This window comes from Streptomyces sp. NRRL WC-3742, from assembly GCF_000720635.1.
GTDB lineage: Bacteria > Actinomycetota > Actinomycetes > Streptomycetales > Streptomycetaceae > Kitasatospora.
Window position 1 is genome coordinate 109,561 of the sequence record NZ_JOCF01000010.1, and the last position, 16,799, is coordinate 126,359.

Here is a 16,799-nt window from a genome sequence, read left to right on the forward strand (position 1 = left end):
ACCGCGCGAATGAAGCACCGTGCACTGGGAGTCGGCGGCCCGAAGGCGAGCGCGTTGTGCCTGGGTGCGATGACCTTCGGCACCACCGTGGACGAGGGGACGGCGACGGCGATCCTGGACCGCTTCACCGAGGCGGGCGGGACGTTCGTCGACACCTCGAACAACTACGCCTTCTGGGTGCCCGGCGCGACCGGCTTCGAGAGCGAGGAACTGCTCGGCCGCTGGATCAGGAGCCGAGGCAACCGCGAATCGCTGGTGCTCGCCTCGAAGTCCGGCGCCCGCCCGGTGCCGGGCCTGCCGTTCCCCGAGCACATCGAGGGCCTCGCCGGGCCCGTGCTGCGCGCCGCCGTCGAGGGCAGCCTGCGCCGCCTCGGCACGGACCGCCTGGACGTCCACTACGCGCACGTGGCCGACCCGAACACCCCGGTCGAGGAGACCCTCGGCGCCTACGCGGGCCTGGTCGGGGACGGCAAGGTGGGCCTCCTCGGCTGCAGCAACCACACCGCCGCCCAGCTGTCCGAGGCCAACGCGCTGGCCGCGCACCGGGGTTGGCCTGGCTATCGGTGCGTCCAGCAGCGCCACAGCTATCTGATGCCCCGCCCCGACGCGGACTTCGGCGTCCAGGAGCACGCAGACGTCGCCCTGCTCGACCACCTCGCGGACCACCCCGGGACCGTCCTGCTCGCCTACTCCCCGCTCCTCGGCGGTGCCTACTGCCGCCCGGACCGGCCGCTGCGGGAGCAGTACGACTGGCCGGGGGCGAAGGCCCGCCTCGCCGTCCTGGCGGAGGTGACGGCCGAGACCGGCGCGACCGTCAACCAGGTGGTGCTGGCCTGGTTGTTGGCGCATCCCGTCCCCACGATCCCCGTTCTGGGCGTGAGTTCGGTCGCTCAGCTCGACGAGGCGCTCGGCGCGCTCGAACTGAGGCTCGACGAGGACCAGTTGAGGCGGCTCTCGGAGGCCGGCTGAGGGCTTGCCGAGATCCGGCCGAGGGGCGGCTGAGATCCGGCCGAGGGACGGTCGAGGGTCGGATCGGGTGCGGTCGATCGGGAATACGGAATTTCGAGAGCGATAGGAATTCTGAACCGCAGGAAAGGGATTCCGGAAAAAGCGGGACGGCCCGCCGGTGGTGCGCCGGCGGGCCGTCGAGCAGGAGCGAGGTCAGCGCGGCTTCTTGAAGCCGAGGGTCGTCGCGTCCTTCTTGGTGTAGATGGTGCCGTCCGTGTCCTTGGTGAAGTCGCCGACCTTGGCGGCCGCCGGCGGGGTGTAGCGCTCGGGCAGCTTCTGGTTCTTGGTCACGGTGCTCTCCCATGCGTCCGTATCGAGGCCCGGGTGGCCTCCGCTTCATTGAGACCGGCGTGCCCCGATGGTGTCTATGCGGACGTCCCGGCTTCGGCCATTGCGCATCGACTTCTGGTGCGCGGGGCTGGCTCGTAAACGAAGCGTTGCCCGGTCGACTTCGTCATGGAAGTGGGCATGACAGGTTCTAGCCCGATCAAAAGTGATCAGAACTGATCGTGATGATCTCTCGATCTGCATATTATCGATCCGGAAATGGCCTTATTCCGCCACCGAAGAATTGGCGCGATCCTCGGAAATCCGGCGATATTCGGTTGTGCGACCCCCCTCGGTGGTGCACGGTTCTGGGGCGAAGCACCGATGGTGCCGATGCCGTCGTGATACCTGTGATGACCGTGATACCTGGGGGTGGGGAACATGAAGTCGCTCGACGATTACCTCGTGGTCTTTCCGGATTCCCAGGGTGGCGCCGAGGCCCACCGGAGGACGGGCCGTCGGATCGGCCACGGAACCGCGCGGACGGTCGCGCACGCCTCCGGACGGCCCTGGCTGGCCGGCTCGTGGGCGCCGGAGGACCTGGTCGTCTCCACCGCCGGGCCGGTACGGGTGGCGGTGTTCGGGCCGAGCCCGGTCGCCGTCGATCGTCTCGACGCGCTGGTCTCCCGCGTACGCGGCCTCCCGGACCTCGACGCGCTCGCCCGGGGCCTCCCCGGCAACACCCACGTGGTGGCCTCCGTCCACGGGCAGGTGCGCTTCCAGGGCACCGTCAGCGGGACGCGCTGCGCGTTCACCGCCCGGCTGGACGGCGTGCCGATCGCCGGCGACCGGGCCGACGTGCTGGCCGAGTTGACCGGAGCCGAACCCGACGAGGGCCTGGTCGCGGCGAGCGTGACGTACGGGATGCTCTTCGCGCCGCTGAGCGAGCGCAGCTGGTGGCACGGCGTGCACCAGGTGCCCTCCGACTCCTGCCTGGTGCTCCCCGCCGACGGCCCCGCCCGGTCCGTGCAGTGGTGGCGGCCGCCGGAGCCGGAACTCACCCTGGCGCAGGGCGCGCCGGCGGTGCGCGAGCGCCTGCGGGAGGCGGTGGCCCAGCGGCGGCCGGAGCAGGGCAGGCTCTCCGCCGACCTCTCCGGCGGCATGGACTCCACCTCGCTGTGCTTCCTCACCGCCGAACAGCGCCCCGACCTGCTGACCTTCTGCTGGACGGGCGGCAGCGCGATCAACGACGATCCGCTGTACGCCGCCCAGGCCGCCCGCCTGCTCCCGCACGCCGAGCACCTGACCGTGCCGGACACCGACGCGCCCGCGGTGTTCGCCCCGCCCTACTGGGCGACGGACACGGAGGCCCCGCGCGCCGCCACCCGCGGCATGAACGCCGTCCGCTTCGGCGCCCGGTACCTGGTCGAGCACGGCGCCACCCGGCACCTCGCAGGGCACGGCGCCGACGAGCTGTTCACCGGCGGCGCCTCCTACCTGCACACGCTGCTGCGCCGACGCCCCGTCACCGCCTGGCGGCAACTGCGTGCCCACCAGGCCCTGAACGACTGGCCGTTGCTGCCCAGCCTGGCCGGACTGCTGCGCGGGGGAGACCTCGCCGGCTGGTGGCGGCAGTGCGCCGACGACCTCGCCCGCAGCACACCGCCGCCCCGGACGCCCTCCCTCGGCTGGGGCGAACGGATTCCGGCCACGCCCTGGGCCACCGGCGACGCGGTGCGGACCACCCAGGCGCTCTTCCACGACGTGGCCGGGCAGGCCGCGCCCTTCGCACCGGACCGGGGGCAGCACGAGGCCCTCTCCGCCCTGCGCAGCGCCGGGCCGGTGCTCCGGCTCGTCTGCCGCGACTACGCCGCCGAGGGCCTGCCCCTCGAACTGCCCTATCTGGACGACCGGGTGATCGAGGCCGTGCTGGCCGTCGTTCCCCACGAGCGCTACAGCCCCTGGCGCTACAAACCGGCGCTGGCCGCGGCGATGTGGGGCCTCGTGCCCGACGTGATCCTCGACCGCACCACCAAGGGCGACTGCGAGGAGCCCGTCGACCGCTCCCTCCAGCAGCACGTGCCGGACCTGCTGGACCTGTTCGCGGACTCGGAGCTCGCGCGGCGCGGCCTGATCGACGTGCGTGGGCTGCGCACCACGCTGATCACCCCGCCGCGCAGCGGGGACGTCTGGTCCGCCCAGCTGGAGGCGACGATCGGCGCCGAACTGTGGCTGCGCGAGATCACTGCCCAGTCCGCCTCCCGCCTTTCCGCCGCCCGCGTTCCTGCCACCCACCTCGCCGCTCAGCCGGTCCTCACCGGCCCGGCGGACCGCGACCTGGCCGGTGACCTGGCCCGAGACCTCGAGGAGAGGCCATGACCAGTCCGCCCTGCGCGCTCCAGCCGCGCACCCGGCTGCCCCTGCACCGGCGCCTGCTCCCGCTGGCCGCCGTGGCGCTCGCCCGTCCGCTGGCCAGGCTCTCGCCCGGGCGCCTGCAGTCCGTCCTCGCGGCCCTGAGCACCGGTGCCCGGCCGGGCACCGCCGCGCAGGCGTCCGCCGCCCGTACGGCGGTGGTCGCGGTCAGCCTGCGCTGCGCCGTCCACAACTGCCTCCAGCGCTCGATCGCCACGGCCGTCCTGTGCCGGTTCAAGGGCGTCTGGCCCACCTGGCAGGCGGGTGTGCGGACGACGCCGTTCGGTGCCCACGCCTGGGTCGAGGCGGAGGGACGGGTCATCGACGAGCCGTACCCGGACGGCTACTTCCGGCCGATGGTCACCGTCCCGCCCAAGCGCCCCGCCCGACCTGCCTGATCAGCCTGACCTGCCTGACCCGCCCGTCCTGCCTCACCCCCCGCCCGGAGGACCGCATGACGCTCCGCCTGACCGCCCACACCGTGTCCACCGACACGGACGACGGCGCCGTGCTGCTGAGCCGGCGCACCGGCGCCTACTGGCAGCTCAACCGGACCGGCGCCTACGCCCTGCGGCGCCTCCTCGACGGCCACACCGTCGGCCAGGTCGCCGAGGAGTTCTCGGCCCACTTCGGCATCGCCGAGGCCGAGGCGCGGCAGGACCTCACGGCGATGGCCGACCGGCTCCGCTCCTCCGGCCTGGTGGAAGCCTGCTGAACCCGCCCTGGGAGCCGAGGACACGATGCTTCGCCAGCTGTGGACCCTGACCCGCGGGCAGCGCCGCGCCCTGGCCGCCGCCCTGCTCCTCACCCTGGCGGCCGCCGCCGTGGGCATCGCCCAGCCCCTGGCGGCCAAGGGGGTGGTGGACGCCGTCACCGCCCACCGGCCGCTCCTGCTCCCCGCCGGTCTCCTCGTCCTGCTGCTCCTGGTCCAGGCCCTCATCGGCGCCGGCGCCGTCTACCTGCTGGAGCGCACCGGCGAACGGTTCGTCCTGGCAACACGGACCAGGCTGATCGGGCACCTGCTACGGGTGCGCATACCCGCCTTCGACCGCTTGCGCGTAGGGGACCTGATGGCCCGCGCCTCGACGGACGTGGTCGTCCTGCGCGAGGCGCTGACGCACGTCTCCGTCCAGATCGCCACCAACCTGTGCGTCGCGCTCGGCAGCGTCGCCGCCATGTTCGTGCTGGACCCGGTCCTGATGCTGATCATCCTGGGTGTGCTCCTCACCTGCGGCCTCGTGATCAGCAGGCTCTCGGCGGCGATCGGCCGCTCCTCCTCCGACCTGCAGGCCGCCGTGGGCGCGGTGTCGGCCGGGCTGGAACGGGCCCTGTCGGCCCTGCGGACCGTACGGGCCAACCGCGCCGAACGGCGCGAGGCCGACCACCTCGGCACCCTCGCCCAGGACGCCTACGACGCCGCGATGCGCGGCGCCCGCCTCACGGCCCTGGTCGCCCCGACGGCCCAACTGGCCATCAACGCCGCCTTCGTGCTGGTCCTGCTGCTCGGCGCGGCCCGGGTCGACCAGGGTGCCCTCTCGCTCGGCGCCCTGGTGGCGATGCTGCTGTACGCCACCCAACTCGCGGGACCGGTCACCGAGTTGATGGAGGGCCTCGCCTCGGTGAACCGGGCCAAGGGCTCCGCCGACCGCATCCGGGAGGTGTACGCGCTCCCCGTCGAGGCCGACCCCTGCGCCCGGGAATCCCGCGAGCTTCGGGCGCCCCGGGAGTGGTCGACCGCTGCCCCCGCACTGGAGATCCGCGACCTCCACTTCGGCTACAGCCCCGACGCGCCGATCCTTCAGGGCCTCTCCCTCACCGTCCCCCGCCACGCCCTGGTGGCCCTGGTCGGCCCGTCCGGTGCCGGCAAGTCGACCACCTTCGCGCTGATCAACCGCTTCTACGAACCCTGGAGCGGCAGCATCCGCCTCGGCGGACACCCGGCCGAGGAGCTCGGCCTGGAGGAGTGGCGCTCCGGGATCGGCTGGGTCGAACAGGACTGCCCGATGCTGCACGGCACCCTGCGGGAGAACCTCTGCTACGCAGCCCCGGACGCCACCGACGACCGCCTCCGGGAGGTCCTCGACCTGGTCAACCTCACCGAGAAGGTGCACCGCCTGCCGGCCGGGCTCGACACCGAGGTCGGTGAGCGGGGCCTGCGCCTGTCCAGCGGCGAGCGCCAGCGCGTCGCCATCGCCCGCGCCGTCCTCGCCCGCCCCCGGCTGCTGCTCCTGGACGAGCCCACTGCGCACCTGGACCCGGCCAACGAGGCCGCACTGACCGTCAACCTGCACGACCTGCGGAAGGAGTGCGCCCTGCTGGTCATCGCCCACCGCATGTCCACCGTCGAGGCCGCGGACAGCGTGGTGATGCTCTCCGACGGTACGGCCTCCGCCACCGCCCCCTATGCGGACCTCCTGCGCGACCACGCCCCGTTCCAGCGCCTTTCCGGGCGCTGATCAGCGCTGAACGGGCCCTGATCGGATGCTGAGCGGGCCCTGATTCGGATGCTCACCGGATGCCGGCCGGGCGCAGGGCCCGCGAGCCTCAGGCGCCCTTGGCGTCCACGGCCAGGCCGCGGTCCTTCAACTGGGCCAGCGAGTCGACGTACTTGAGCATCAGGCGCGCGAACTCCAGGCGGTCGCGCTCGTCCCAGTCGGCGGTGATGTAGTCGAACGCGTCGCGCTGGTGGCGCCGGAACCGGGCCATGAGCTCGGTGCCCTCGGGGCTGAGCAGGAGCACGGTGCGGCGCCCGTCCTGCTGGGAGGCGGCGCGGATCAGGTAGCCGGCCTTGATGTTGTCGCTCACCATCCGGCTGGCGACCGAGGGGTCGACGCCGAGGAGTTCGGCGACCGCGCCGACGGTGATCTCCCTGTCGGAGCCCCGGGTGTGCTCCAGGATGATGTTCAGGACCAGGGTGCGGCTCAGGTCCTTGGCCGAGATGGGGTTCTCGACCTCCAGCAGCGAGGTGCGGCGCAACTTCGAGAACGCGGGGCCCACGGCGTTCAGCAGTTCCTCCGCCGTCTGCGGCGCGTTCCCGTTCGTCGTCATGGGTCCATCGTAGGGCCCATGAGCGGCGGCAGGCATGTGTTGACGTGAAATTACATGCATGCAAGCATGTATATGTCGAAGCGCACAGCTTCGGCCGTGCTGTGAAACCAGGGGGTCCCCTTTCCATGTCCATCCTCATCACCGGCGCCCGCGGCAAGGTCGGCCAGGCCGTCATCCACCGCCTCCACGCCGCCGGACGGCCCGTCCGCGCCGCCAGTGCCAAGCCCACCGACCTGACCGTCCCGGCCGGCGTGGAGGTCGCCGAAGTCGACCTCGGCCGGCCCGAGACCTTCCCGGCCGCGCTCGACGGTGTGCGCCAGGTCTTCCTCTACCCGGAGCCCTCGGGCATCGACGCCTTCGTCGCGGCGGCCAGGGCCGCCGGGGTCGAGCACGTCGTCCTGCTGTCCTCCGCCTCGGTCCTGGCCCCCGACGCCGAGACCGACCCGCTCGCCTCGCACAGCTTCCTCGTCGAGCGCGCCCTGGCCGCCTCCGGCCTGCCGCACACCTTCCTGCGGCCGGACGCCTTCGCCAGCAACGCCCTCGGCTGGTCCTACGGCATCAGCCAGGGCCTGCCGATCCAACTCGCCTACCCGGAGGCGCAGACCGCGCCCATCCACCCCGAGGACATCGCCGACGTCGCCGTGGAGGCGCTCACCGGCACGGCCCTGCGCGGACGCGCCCTCACCCTCACCGGCGGCCAGTCCCTCACCTTCCGCGAGCAGATCGCCGTCCTGGCCGAGGTCCTCGGCCGCGACCTGCGTGTCGAGACCGTCACCCGCGCCGAGGCGGAGCAGCAGATGAGCCGCTTCCTGCCCGCCGGCTTCGCGAGCTCCCTGCTCACTCTGTGGGCCGCCGCCACCGCCGGCCCGGCCCCCATCGCCGACACCACCCGCTCCCTGCTGGGCACGCCCGAGCGCACGTTCCACCAGTGGGCCGTCGAGAACGCCGCCGCGTTCACCGCGCGCTGAGCGGCGCCGAGACGCACCGATGGCACCGATAGGCACCGAGACGCACCGGGAAGCACTGAAGAGCACGGAAAGGCCGCCACCATGAAGCCCATCGGCTACTGGCTCAACCGCACCGACCAGGCCATCACCCACCACATGAACGGCGTCCTCGCCGAGTACGGCCTCACCCGCACCACCTGGCAGGTCCTCAACGTCCTCCGCGACACCCCCGAGGCCACCGACACCGCCGTTCTCGCCGCCCTCGCCCCCAATGCCGACCGCCCCACCCTGACCGCCGCCATCGACACCACCCTCACCCACGCCTGGACGACCCGCCCCACCCCCGGCCACCTCACCCTCACCCCGGCCGGCCGCGACCACCTCTCCACCGTCGCCACCCGGGTCGCCGCCTTCCGCGACCTCTCCCTGACCGGCATCACCCCCGAGGACTACCGCACCACCGTCACCGTCCTCGAGCGCATGACCCTCAACCTCGAAACGAACCAGGCACGGTCCTAGCCCTCCGGGCCTTCCACCTTCCGGGCGATCGCCTCGAGCGCGGCGAGGTCCTCGGGGGTGAGCCGGTCGACGAAGTGGCGGCGTACGGAGGCGACGTGGGCCGGGGCGGCGGCGGCGAGGGTGTCGAAGCCGTGGTCGGTGAGGACGAGGAGGCAGCCCCTGCCGTCGGTCGGGTCCGGCTCGCGGCGCAGGAGGCCGCGCTCCTCCATCCGGGTGGCGTGCCGGGAGAGGCGGCTGCGGGACCAGTCCATCTTGGCAGCCTGCTCGTGCAGGGAACTGGTGCGTCCGGGGCGTTCCGAGAGCGTGCTCAGGACCTCGTAGTCGGGTTCGGAGAGGCCGACCGCGCCCAGATCCCGCACCGTTCCGGCCTGGACGGCGGCCACCATGCGGCGGAAGGCCCGCCAGGCGCGCTCCTCGTCGGCGGTCAGCCAGGGGGTGGTCTCGTCCCCCGATGATTTCGTTGACATGGAACCAATCTACTCGCTAGCTTCGTTTCCATGTCAACGAAAAGCCTGCGCGTCCTCGTCCTCGTGTCCAGCAACCGCCCCGGCGCCCTCGGCCCGGCGGTGGGGGAGTGGCTGGTCGACGCGCTCGCGCCCCGCGCCGCGGAACTGGGCGTCGAGCTGGTGCCCCTCGCCCTCGGCGACCTCGGCCTGCCGTTCCTCGACGAGGAGGCGCACCCGTCGGCGGGCGCGTACCAGCACGAGCACACCCGGCGCTGGAGCGCGATCGCGGACGCCGCGGACGGCTTCATCGTGGTGACCCCGGAGTACAACCACGGCATGCCGGCGATGCTGAAGAACGCGCTCGACTACCTCTACCGGGAGTGGGCCTGGAAGCCGGTCGGCTTCGTCAGCTACGGCAACAGCTCGGCCGGCACCCGGGCCGTCCAGCACGCCAAGCAGATCGTGGCCACGCTGCGCATGGTCCCGCTCGGCGCCACCGTCGCGATACGCCTCGGCGACTCCGTGGAGGACGGCAGGGTCCGTCCCACCCCGGCCCTCGCCTCGGCGGCCCACGGAGTCCTCGACGAGCTGACCAGGGTGGCCCACGCCCTGCGCCCCCTGCGCGAGGCCGGGCGGCCGGGAGCGCTGCCCGGCCCGCCGACCGGCTCGTACGTCAGGCCCCTGACCCCCGACGACGCGCCCGAGGCCACCGTGCTGCAGCGGTGCTGCTGGGTGGACGAGGCCCTCGCCAACGACACCCTCGACGTCCCGGCCCTGCACGAGTCGCCGCAGCAGGTCCGCGACTGGCTCGCCACCTGGCACACCACGGGCCTTTGGCGCGACGGCCGCCTCCTCGGCATGGTCCGGGCCCGCCGCAGCGGCACCGACTGGCAGATCGGCCGCCTCTGCGTCGCCCCCGACCTCCGCGGCCAGGGCCTCGGCCGCTGGCTCCTCCGCACCGCCGAATCCGCCGCCGACCCGGCATGCTCCCGCGCCGTCCTCTTCACCGGCGCCCGCAGCACGGGCAACATCGCCCTCTACGAGAGCGAGGGCTACCGTCCCGCCCCCCAGGATGAGCCCGAGGGCACGGTCCGCCTCGCCAAGCCCCTGCGGCCCTGAGCCCGGCCTCCGTGACGGGCCGCCGGCGCCGGTTCCCCACCCCTCCCCGCCTCGGCAGCAGGGTCGCGTACTCGCGGACCGACGCGGCCGTACCGTCCTCGATCCGGGCGAAGACGAACACCTCGTCGAGCGAGCTGAAGGACCGCCGGTCTCGCCCTTCTCCCGCTCCTACCCCTGCTCCCTCTCGTGCTCCAGGAGTTCGACGATGATCTCGATGCCGAGCGCGTAGGCCGGGGTGCCCGAGGTGATGAGTGCGGTCTCGGCGACGCCGATGAGGTCGGCGATGCCGGCGCCCGCGTGGAGGGCTCCGCGGGCGTGGATGCGGGCCGGGTCCGTCCGGCCGAGGGACAGCAACTGGCCGAAGTGGACCAGCTGTTGTACGCGGCTGCCGAGCGGATTGTCGGCCAGCACGAGGTGGCGCAGGGCCGTGAACGCCTCCTCGGTGGGGAGCCGGCCGAAGTCCTGGGCGAGCCGCAGGCGGTCCTCCACCGCGGCGGGGACGGCGCCGAGCGTGGTGCGGTAGCGGTCGCGCAGCGCCTCGGAACGCTCGGCAAAGGTCTGGTCGGAGGTCCGGTCGGAGGCGGGGTCAGAGGCCCGGTCGGAGGCCGGGCCGGTCATGCCGACACCCGCGCGATCGAGGCGCGGACGGCCTCCAGGGCACCCTCGGGGAAGTCCACGGCCCCGCCGATCGCCGCGGCGGCGATCTCGGCCTCGGCACTCTCCTCGATCGCCACCACGAGGTGGGCGGCGGCGGCCGCGTCCGGGCCGAAGACCAGCAGGCCGTGGTTGGCGAGGAGGACCGAGGACGTCGTCGGGCGCCGGTCCAGGACGTCGGCGATGCCCCGGACCGACACGTCCGAACCACGCGGACCCCAGGGCACGACCGGCACCTCCTCGGGCTGGCCGAAGCGCAGCATCGGCTCGGTGCGGCACGGCAGCGGCCGGTGGGCCACCGCGAAGGCCGTCGCGGAGGGCGAGTGGGTGTGGATGATGGCGCCCACGTGCGGGCGGGCGCGGTAGACGACGCTGTGCATGGTGATGATCTCGGCGCTGACGGAGCGCAGTTCGCCCGCCAGGAGCTGCCCGTCGAGGCCGACGGTCGCCAGGTGGTGGGGCTCCAGGTCGCGGACGAAGCCGGGGGTCAGCAGGAAGCGGTCGGCGTCGAGCCTGACACTCAGGTTGGCGTGCCCGGAGTGCGACATCACCCCGGCCGTGAAGAGCTGTCGGCTGGCCTCGACGAGCTGGTGCGCGAGGCGCTCGGCCTCGGGTGCGTCTGCCATCTCTGATCTCCCAATTCTCCTTCGGCGGCCGCCGGTTCGCCGCCGCCGCTCATGTCGGCAACTCTGCGACTTGAACTAAGGTTCAAGTCAAGCGCCGACCCGGCGCGGGGAGAGCGAGACGAGGAGGGGCCGGGCATGCGTATGACGATCGGCCAGCTCGCCGAGATCACCGACGTACCCGCGTCGGCCATCCGGTTCTGGGAGCGCAACGGCCTGCTGCCCGCGCCCGAGCGCCAGAGCGGGCAGCGCCGCTACCCGCCGTCGGCCGCGGACCGGATCGTGCTGCTGCGCAAGTTCCAGCAGGCCGGGCTGAGCCTGGCCGAGGTCCGGGAGTTCCAGGAGGACCAGCCGCGGCGGCAGGCGATGATCCGCGCCAAGATCGCCGAGATCGAGCAGCGCATGGTGGACCTCGACCACGCCCACCAGTTGCTGACCCACGCCCTCCAGTGCGGCCGGACGGACATCGTCACCTGCCCGACCTTCCGGGAGCAGATCGCCTCCTGGAGCGAGTCCGGCTGACGGCGCGCGGTGTGCCCCGTGCCCCGTGCGGCGCGTCCGGGCGTGGTCCCGCCGGCCCCGCGAACGACGAAGGCCCGGACCGCTCCGAGGCGGTCCGGGCCTTCTGACGTCCCCTGCCCGGCGCCAAGGCCCAGGACGGCCGGCCCTTCGGGTGCTGAGCGGCGGGACGGCCGAGGTCAGGACGGGTCTTCGTAGGTGATGGCGTAGGGGGCTGCGATGCGGTTGAGTTCGCGGGGGTCGAGCCGGCCGGCGGTGCTGACGGACGTCCGGGCCTCGACGAAGTCTTCGACGAAGCACTCCCAGCCGCCCGGGGAGGAGACCTGGAGCACGCGCGGGGGCGGCGTGGAGCCGGGGGCCAAGGCGTGGGGGATGCCGTGAGGCAGGAGAACGAACTGGCCGGGGGAGAGGAGGTGCCTCTGGCCGGCGAACTCGACGGCGAGATCGCCGGTGAGGACGTAGACCGCCTCGTCGGCCAGGTGGTGGACATGGCGGGGGATCTGCTGAGCGACCGTCATCTCCAGCAGCGAGAGCCGGCCCCCGGTGTCGGTGCCCCGAACCTTGGCGGCGAAGGCCGGCGGCACCGGGATCCGTCCGGGCCGCACCTCGCCCCGGGCCAGGACGTGCACGGGGCGTCGGCCGTCGGCGTCGGCGTCGGGGTCGGCGTCGTGGACAGGGGCGGGGATCGAGAGGCGGAGGGCGCGCACCTGGCCCTCGGACTGGACATCGACGGTCCGGGCGGTGCCGCGCGGGAGGAAGACGCACATACCGGGGGTGAGGTGGTGGACGAGGTCCTCGGTCTCGACCTTCAGTTCGCCGTCGAGCAGGTAGAGAATCTCGTCGCCGGCCGGCTGATGGGGCGACAGCAGGGGGCCGAGGCCCCAGTGCTCGGTGAGACCGAAGCGGCCCTCGGTGTCGTCGACGCTCGCCTTGACGGCGGTGCCCGGGGGGAGCTGGGCGGTGGTGGGGCGCGACGTGCCGGCTGCGAGCAGGATGAAGCGGTCCACAACGGTATCCTTTCAAAGGAGGAATCAGATTCGGAATCCGATTCCGGTTTGAGGATACGCAGAGGAGCGTCCCAGATGTCAACGAGTGCGGGCCGAAAGCCGCGTACGGACGCCGAGCGCAACCGGGGCCGGGTGCTCCGATCGGCAGGTGAGCTGTTCGCCGCACACGGTGACGCGGTGCAGATGGCTGACATCGCGAAGGCGGCGGGTGTGGGCGTCGGAACGGTCTACCGGCACTTCCCGACCAGACAGGCGCTGGTCGCCGCGGTCGCCGAGGAGCGGTTCGCCGGGATCCTGCGCCACGCGCGCGAGGAGTGCCTGTCACTGCCCGACGGGCGGCAAGCGCTGGCAGGCTTCCTGAACGCGATCGGGCGGGCGCACGAGGAGGGGCGGGGGGTGTCCGGGGTCATCGAGGTGGCGTTCGGCAACACCGAACCGGGCGGGGAGGTGGGAGCCCAGTTGCTGGACGTCGGCGAGCAGTTGCTGGCGCGGGGCCGGGCCGACGGCACGGTACGCGAGGACGCCGGTGTCTCCGATCTCTACATGATCGCCGGCGCGGTGGCGGCGATCAGCCGTAACGCGGTGGGCGACTGGCGCCGCTTCATCGAACTCGCCCTGGACGGCCTGCGCCCGCAGCACTGACACCCGCGGACGTGGCGCCGACGCCGGCAGGGGATCCGGCCGGGGCCCTGGCAGGCAGGACCGTACTGCCACGAGAGCATCTGGACCCTGCCCCGGCCCAGCCTCGAAGGGGTGCCGATGGCAGTGCCCTTCTGCCTGGCCCTACCGACTGGCCCTACCTATCCATGACTGATTCCGGCGGAGCTCCGTCTACCTAGTGTGATCGCCAACGACGGATCTACGAGGGGGATTTGCACGATGACGAACACGCAGCGCAGGGTCCGGACCGCCTACCACCTGGACCGCCCCGAGGACGGCCTGGACGGACTGGTGGTCCGGGAGGAGGAGGTCCCGGAGCCCGGCCCGCACGAGGTGCTGGTCAGAGTGCGGGCCGCCTCGCTCAACCGGCGGGATCTGATGATCCTCGACGGGACCTATCCGGTTCCCGCCGCCCTGGGGGTCGTGCCGCTGAGCGACGGGGCCGGGGAGGTCGTAGCCGTTGGCGAGGGCGTGCGGCGGGCACAGGTCGGCGACCGGGTGGCAGTCACCTACTTCCGGCGCTGGATCGACGGGCCGATGACGCTCCCGCTGGTCGGCGAGCAGTACGGGGCCAGCCTGGGCGGGATGCTCACGGACTACCAGGTCGTCGACGAGGAGTCGGTGGTGCGGATCCCGGCGCACCTCTCCTTCGAGGAGGCCGCGACGCTCCCTTGCGCCGCGGTGCTGGCGTGGTCGGCGCTGACGACCGGGCCGCGGCCGATGGCCGCCGGCGACGACGTACTGGTGGTCGGCGCCGGCGCGGTGGCCCTGTTCGGGGTGCAGTTCGCCGCCGCCCTCGGCGGCAGGGTGATCGTCGTCGCCTCCGGCGAGGAGAAGGCCGAGCGGCTGCGGAAGCTCGGTGCGGCACACGTGATCGACCGGCAGCTGACGCCCGAGTGGCAGGGCACGGTCGGCGAGCTCACCGGCGGGCGCGGGGTCGCCCTGGTCCTGGAGGCGGTCGGCGCGCCCAGCATCGCGAAGTCGGTCCAGTCGGTCGGCTTCAACGGCCAGATCTCGGTGACCGGCGCCTTCCCCTCCGGCGGGGTGCTGATCGACCCGGACGTTCTCAACGGCCGCTTCTTCTCGCTGCAGCGACTGGCGGTCGGCAACCGCGCGGCCTTCGAGCAGATGAACGCGGCCCTGGCGGAGCACGGCATCCATCCCGTGATCGACCGGGTCTTCGCCTTCGACGAGGCGCTCACCGCCTACCGTTACCTGCGCGAGAGCGGCCCCTTCGGCAAGGTGGTGGTCACGGTCTCCTGAGCCCCGCCCGAGGCTCGGGGCCGCCCCAGGTCAAGGACGTCGCCGAGCGCGTGGTCGGGCTCATCCGGAAGGTGGCCAAGGGCGCGGTCGCCAGCGGCCCGGAGGTTCCTCACCTGCGGCGGAGCGGCTCGCCGGATGGACTCCGAACGGTGCTGGACGGGGGTGGACGCAACCAGAACTGCAGCCGAGGCGTGGCTGGGATCGCGTTGCAGCTGTCCCGGTCGGGTGTCGTTCGGAACGGTCAGTTGGCGATGCCCGGGACCACCAGGCCGGACTCGTACGCGATCACCACGGCATGGGTCCGGTTCTGCGCGCTGAGCTTGGTCAGCACGTTTCCGACGTGGGTCTTGACCGTCTCCAGGCTCACCGTGAGGGACTCCGCGATCTCCGGATTGGAGAGCCCGGTGGCCATCAAGCGCAGCACCTCCTCCTCCCGGCCGGTCAGGGCGGCCTGCGGCAGGGCCTCGGCGGAGCGCAGCGGGCGGGCGGCGACCATGCGGCCCAGCGCGGCCGGGAAGAGGACCGCTTCGCCCGCCGCCACCACCCGGACCGCCTCGGCGATCTGGCGGACCGGGAGGCGCTTGAGGACGAAGCCGCTGGCGCCCGCGCTGAGGGCAGCGGTGACGTAGCCGTCGTTCTCGAAGGTGGTGATCACCACGACCTTCGGCGGGTCGGCCGCTTCGGCCAGCAGTTGGCGGGTGGCCTCGATCCCGTTGCGACGCGGCATCCGGACGTCCATCAGGACCACGTCCGGCCGCAGGCTCTGTGCCCGTTCGACCGCCTCGACGCCGTCGGCGGCCTCGCCGACCACCGTGATCCCCGGCTGTGCGGCGAGCAGCGTGCGCAGGCCGCTGCGGGTCACCTCGTCGTCGTCCGCGATCAGGAGGGTGACGGCGGGGCTGGTGACGGCGGGGCCGGTGACGGCGGGGAGGGCCGTGCCTTCGCCCGCGTCGGATCCACTCACGCCGGGACCCGTACCGGCAGCCGGACGGCCAGCCGCCAGTGCTGCGTCCCGTCCGGCCCGGCCTGGAACTCACCGTGCAGCAGCCGGACGCGCTCGGCCAGTCCGGGCAGGCCGTGGCCGGAGGTCGGGAAGGCACCCGGGCCCGGGCCCGTCCGTGCCCCGATCCGGTTGACCACCGTGAGATCCAGTCCGTCCGGCGCGGCCGTCACCCGGACTTCGATCGGGCCGCCCGCCCCGTGGCGCAGCGCGTTCGTCAACCCCTCCTGGAGGATCCGGTACGCCGCTCGGGAGAGCGTCCCCTGCACCTGCGCCAGCTCGCCCGACAGGGTCGGTGCCACCACCGCCCCCGCGTGCCGCAGACGGTCCAGCAGCTCGGGGAGGTCGGCCAGGGTCCGGGTCGGCGCTGTTCCCGACTGTTCCTCGCGCAGCACCCCGAGCACGTAGTCCAGGTCCTCCAGCGCGGCCCGGGCCGACTCCTCGATGCTGCGCATGGCGGCCCGCGCCGCCGCCGGGTCGGCGGAGAGCACCTGGCCCGCCACCGCCGCCTGGATGGTGGCCGCCGTCAGCGTGTGCCCGATCGAGTCGTGCAACTCGTGCGCGATCCGGTTGCGTTCGGCCAGCAGCAGCTCCCGCTCGGCAGCCAGCGCGAGCCGCTCGGCCGCCGACGGGCCCAACAGCCGGGGTGCCGACCACCGCAGGGCCTTCGTCACCAGTACGCAGACGGCCACCGCCAGCAGGACGCACACGGCCGCCACCACCCAGCTCCACCCGCCCGACACCCGGACCGACGTGCCGAACAGACTCGCTCGCACCTCGCCGCCGAGCCAGTTCCCCGGCAGGGAGAGGCCCATGATGAACAGCACCCCGCTCGCCAGCGCCCCCGTCCACCCGACGGCCACGTGCAGCACCAGCCAGATCGGGGTCCGCCAGCGGTCGAGGCCGGGTGAACCAGAGGTCCGGCGACCGGCCACCGGATTCGGCAGCGGCACCCGCAGCAGTCGGCGGGCGGACACGACCAGCGCCCGCCGTACGGGGCGCGCCAGTCCGAGCACGCCGACCAGTACCGCCCAGACCAGCAGCACCAGGACGATCTGCACGCTCTCGGGAGCGGATCGCCACGACAGCGCCGGCAACAGGGCGAGAGGCAGCAGCGGAAGGCTCGCCAGCGCGCCGCAATAGGCGAACAGCACACCCGAATACGTGGAGCCGCGCAGCAGCGGCGGGATTCCCCTGATCATGGTCGCCAGTATCGCCGGGCAGCCCACCGGCAGCCTCCCCCGATCGAGGGAGCGATTTCTCCCGCCTTCCCGCGATGCGGTCAGAGGGCCCTGGAAATCAGGATC

19 protein-coding genes are annotated in these 16,799 nt (G+C 72.9%); 11 read left to right on the forward strand and 8 right to left on the reverse strand.

What is annotated here, in order from left to right:
* Positions 1 to 9 precede the first annotated feature (9 nt).
* Positions 10 to 969: an aldo/keto reductase gene (locus IH61_RS0108745; RefSeq protein ID WP_031067467.1), complete on the forward strand. Its 960-nt coding sequence runs from the start codon at positions 10 to 12 to the stop codon at positions 967 to 969.
* 192 nt (positions 970 to 1,161) lie between these two features.
* Here the strand turns inward: IH61_RS0108745 and IH61_RS46840 are convergent, their stop codons facing one another.
* Positions 1,162 to 1,299, reverse strand: a complete 138-nt coding sequence (locus IH61_RS46840; RefSeq protein ID WP_158844812.1) for a hypothetical protein — start codon at positions 1,297 to 1,299, stop codon at positions 1,162 to 1,164.
* A gap of 417 nt (positions 1,300 to 1,716) precedes the next feature.
* Between IH61_RS46840 and IH61_RS0108755 the strand changes: the two genes are divergently transcribed.
* From IH61_RS0108755 to IH61_RS0108770, 4 genes are read left to right on the forward strand one after another with little or no spacing between them, the layout of a single operon-like run.
* On the forward strand, positions 1,717 to 3,654 hold the full coding sequence (locus IH61_RS0108755) for an asparagine synthase-related protein (RefSeq protein WP_063763164.1): 1,938 nt from the start codon (positions 1,717 to 1,719) through the stop codon (positions 3,652 to 3,654).
* Positions 3,651 to 4,085: a lasso peptide biosynthesis B2 protein gene (locus IH61_RS0108760; protein WP_031067470.1), complete on the forward strand. Its 435-nt coding sequence runs from the start codon at positions 3,651 to 3,653 to the stop codon at positions 4,083 to 4,085. The genes IH61_RS0108755 and IH61_RS0108760 overlap by 4 nt, the downstream gene beginning before the upstream one ends.
* Before the next feature lie 56 nt (positions 4,086 to 4,141).
* Complete coding sequence (locus IH61_RS0108765; RefSeq protein WP_031067472.1) at positions 4,142 to 4,402, forward strand: lasso peptide biosynthesis PqqD family chaperone; 261 nt, start codon at positions 4,142 to 4,144, stop codon at positions 4,400 to 4,402.
* Between the two features lie 25 nt (positions 4,403 to 4,427).
* Positions 4,428 to 6,143: an ABC transporter ATP-binding protein gene (locus IH61_RS0108770; protein WP_051836602.1), complete on the forward strand. Its 1,716-nt coding sequence runs from the start codon at positions 4,428 to 4,430 to the stop codon at positions 6,141 to 6,143.
* 88 nt (positions 6,144 to 6,231) lie between these two features.
* Here IH61_RS0108770 and IH61_RS0108775 read toward each other — a convergent pair whose 3' ends face one another.
* Positions 6,232 to 6,735 carry a MarR family winged helix-turn-helix transcriptional regulator gene (locus IH61_RS0108775; protein WP_031067476.1) on the reverse strand — a complete coding sequence of 168 codons (504 nt, stop codon included), beginning with the start codon at positions 6,733 to 6,735 and terminating at the stop codon, positions 6,232 to 6,234.
* A 125-nt stretch (positions 6,736 to 6,860) separates the two neighbouring features.
* Here IH61_RS0108775 and IH61_RS0108780 point away from each other — a divergent pair, with 125 nt between their 5' ends.
* Both IH61_RS0108780 and IH61_RS0108785 read left to right on the forward strand, forming a co-directional pair.
* Positions 6,861 to 7,703, forward strand: coding sequence for an NAD(P)H-binding protein (locus tag IH61_RS0108780; RefSeq protein ID WP_031067477.1), 843 nt, complete (start codon positions 6,861 to 6,863; stop codon positions 7,701 to 7,703).
* 81 nt (positions 7,704 to 7,784) lie between these two features.
* The gene (locus IH61_RS0108785; RefSeq protein ID WP_031067479.1) at positions 7,785 to 8,201 is read left to right on the forward strand and encodes a MarR family winged helix-turn-helix transcriptional regulator; all 417 of its coding nucleotides are present in this window, start codon (positions 7,785 to 7,787) and stop codon (positions 8,199 to 8,201) included.
* Here IH61_RS0108785 and IH61_RS0108790 read toward each other — a convergent pair.
* Positions 8,198 to 8,668: a MarR family winged helix-turn-helix transcriptional regulator gene (locus IH61_RS0108790; protein ID WP_031067481.1), complete on the reverse strand. Its 471-nt coding sequence runs from the start codon at positions 8,666 to 8,668 to the stop codon at positions 8,198 to 8,200. The two genes, IH61_RS0108785 and IH61_RS0108790, sit on opposite strands and share 4 nt — an antisense overlap.
* A 30-nt stretch (positions 8,669 to 8,698) precedes the next feature.
* Here IH61_RS0108790 and IH61_RS0108795 point away from each other — a divergent pair, with 30 nt between their 5' ends.
* Entirely contained in the window at positions 8,699 to 9,766 is a 1,068-nt protein-coding gene (locus IH61_RS0108795; RefSeq protein ID WP_037971987.1) for a GNAT family N-acetyltransferase, read from the forward strand.
* Positions 9,767 to 9,934: 168 nt separating this feature from the next.
* Here the strand turns inward: IH61_RS0108795 and IH61_RS0108800 are convergent, their stop codons facing one another.
* Both IH61_RS0108800 and IH61_RS0108805 read right to left on the reverse strand, forming a co-directional pair.
* On the reverse strand, positions 9,935 to 10,384 hold the full coding sequence (locus tag IH61_RS0108800; RefSeq protein WP_107057082.1) for a carboxymuconolactone decarboxylase family protein: 450 nt from the start codon (positions 10,382 to 10,384) through the stop codon (positions 9,935 to 9,937).
* Positions 10,381 to 11,046: a class II aldolase/adducin family protein gene (locus IH61_RS0108805; RefSeq protein ID WP_031067487.1), complete on the reverse strand. Its 666-nt coding sequence runs from the start codon at positions 11,044 to 11,046 to the stop codon at positions 10,381 to 10,383. Before IH61_RS0108805 ends, IH61_RS0108800 begins: the two co-directional genes overlap by 4 nt.
* 135 nt (positions 11,047 to 11,181) lie before the next feature.
* Between IH61_RS0108805 and IH61_RS0108810 the strand changes: the two genes are divergently transcribed.
* Positions 11,182 to 11,565: a MerR family transcriptional regulator gene (locus tag IH61_RS0108810; RefSeq protein WP_031067488.1), complete on the forward strand. Its 384-nt coding sequence runs from the start codon at positions 11,182 to 11,184 to the stop codon at positions 11,563 to 11,565.
* A gap of 176 nt (positions 11,566 to 11,741) precedes the next feature.
* Here the strand turns inward: IH61_RS0108810 and IH61_RS0108815 are convergent, their stop codons facing one another.
* A complete protein-coding gene (locus tag IH61_RS0108815; protein WP_107057083.1) occupies positions 11,742 to 12,569 on the reverse strand; it encodes a cupin domain-containing protein in 828 nt (275 codons plus the stop codon).
* Between the two features lie 75 nt (positions 12,570 to 12,644).
* Here IH61_RS0108815 and IH61_RS0108825 point away from each other — a divergent pair, with 75 nt between their 5' ends.
* Positions 12,645 to 13,211, forward strand: coding sequence for a TetR/AcrR family transcriptional regulator (locus IH61_RS0108825; protein WP_031067490.1), 567 nt, complete (start codon positions 12,645 to 12,647; stop codon positions 13,209 to 13,211).
* Positions 13,212 to 13,448: 237 nt separating this feature from the next.
* The gene (locus IH61_RS0108830) at positions 13,449 to 14,492 is read left to right on the forward strand and encodes a zinc-dependent alcohol dehydrogenase family protein (protein WP_031067492.1); all 1,044 of its coding nucleotides are present in this window, start codon (positions 13,449 to 13,451) and stop codon (positions 14,490 to 14,492) included.
* 241 nt (positions 14,493 to 14,733) lie between these two features.
* Here the strand turns inward: IH61_RS0108830 and IH61_RS0108835 are convergent, their stop codons facing one another.
* Both IH61_RS0108835 and IH61_RS0108840 read right to left on the reverse strand, forming a co-directional pair.
* Complete coding sequence (locus IH61_RS0108835) at positions 14,734 to 15,456, reverse strand: response regulator transcription factor (RefSeq protein ID WP_037971990.1); 723 nt, start codon at positions 15,454 to 15,456, stop codon at positions 14,734 to 14,736.
* On the reverse strand, positions 15,453 to 16,694 hold the full coding sequence (locus IH61_RS0108840) for a sensor histidine kinase (protein WP_031067496.1): 1,242 nt from the start codon (positions 16,692 to 16,694) through the stop codon (positions 15,453 to 15,455). Before IH61_RS0108840 ends, IH61_RS0108835 begins: the two co-directional genes overlap by 4 nt.
* Positions 16,695 to 16,799 lie beyond the last annotated feature (105 nt).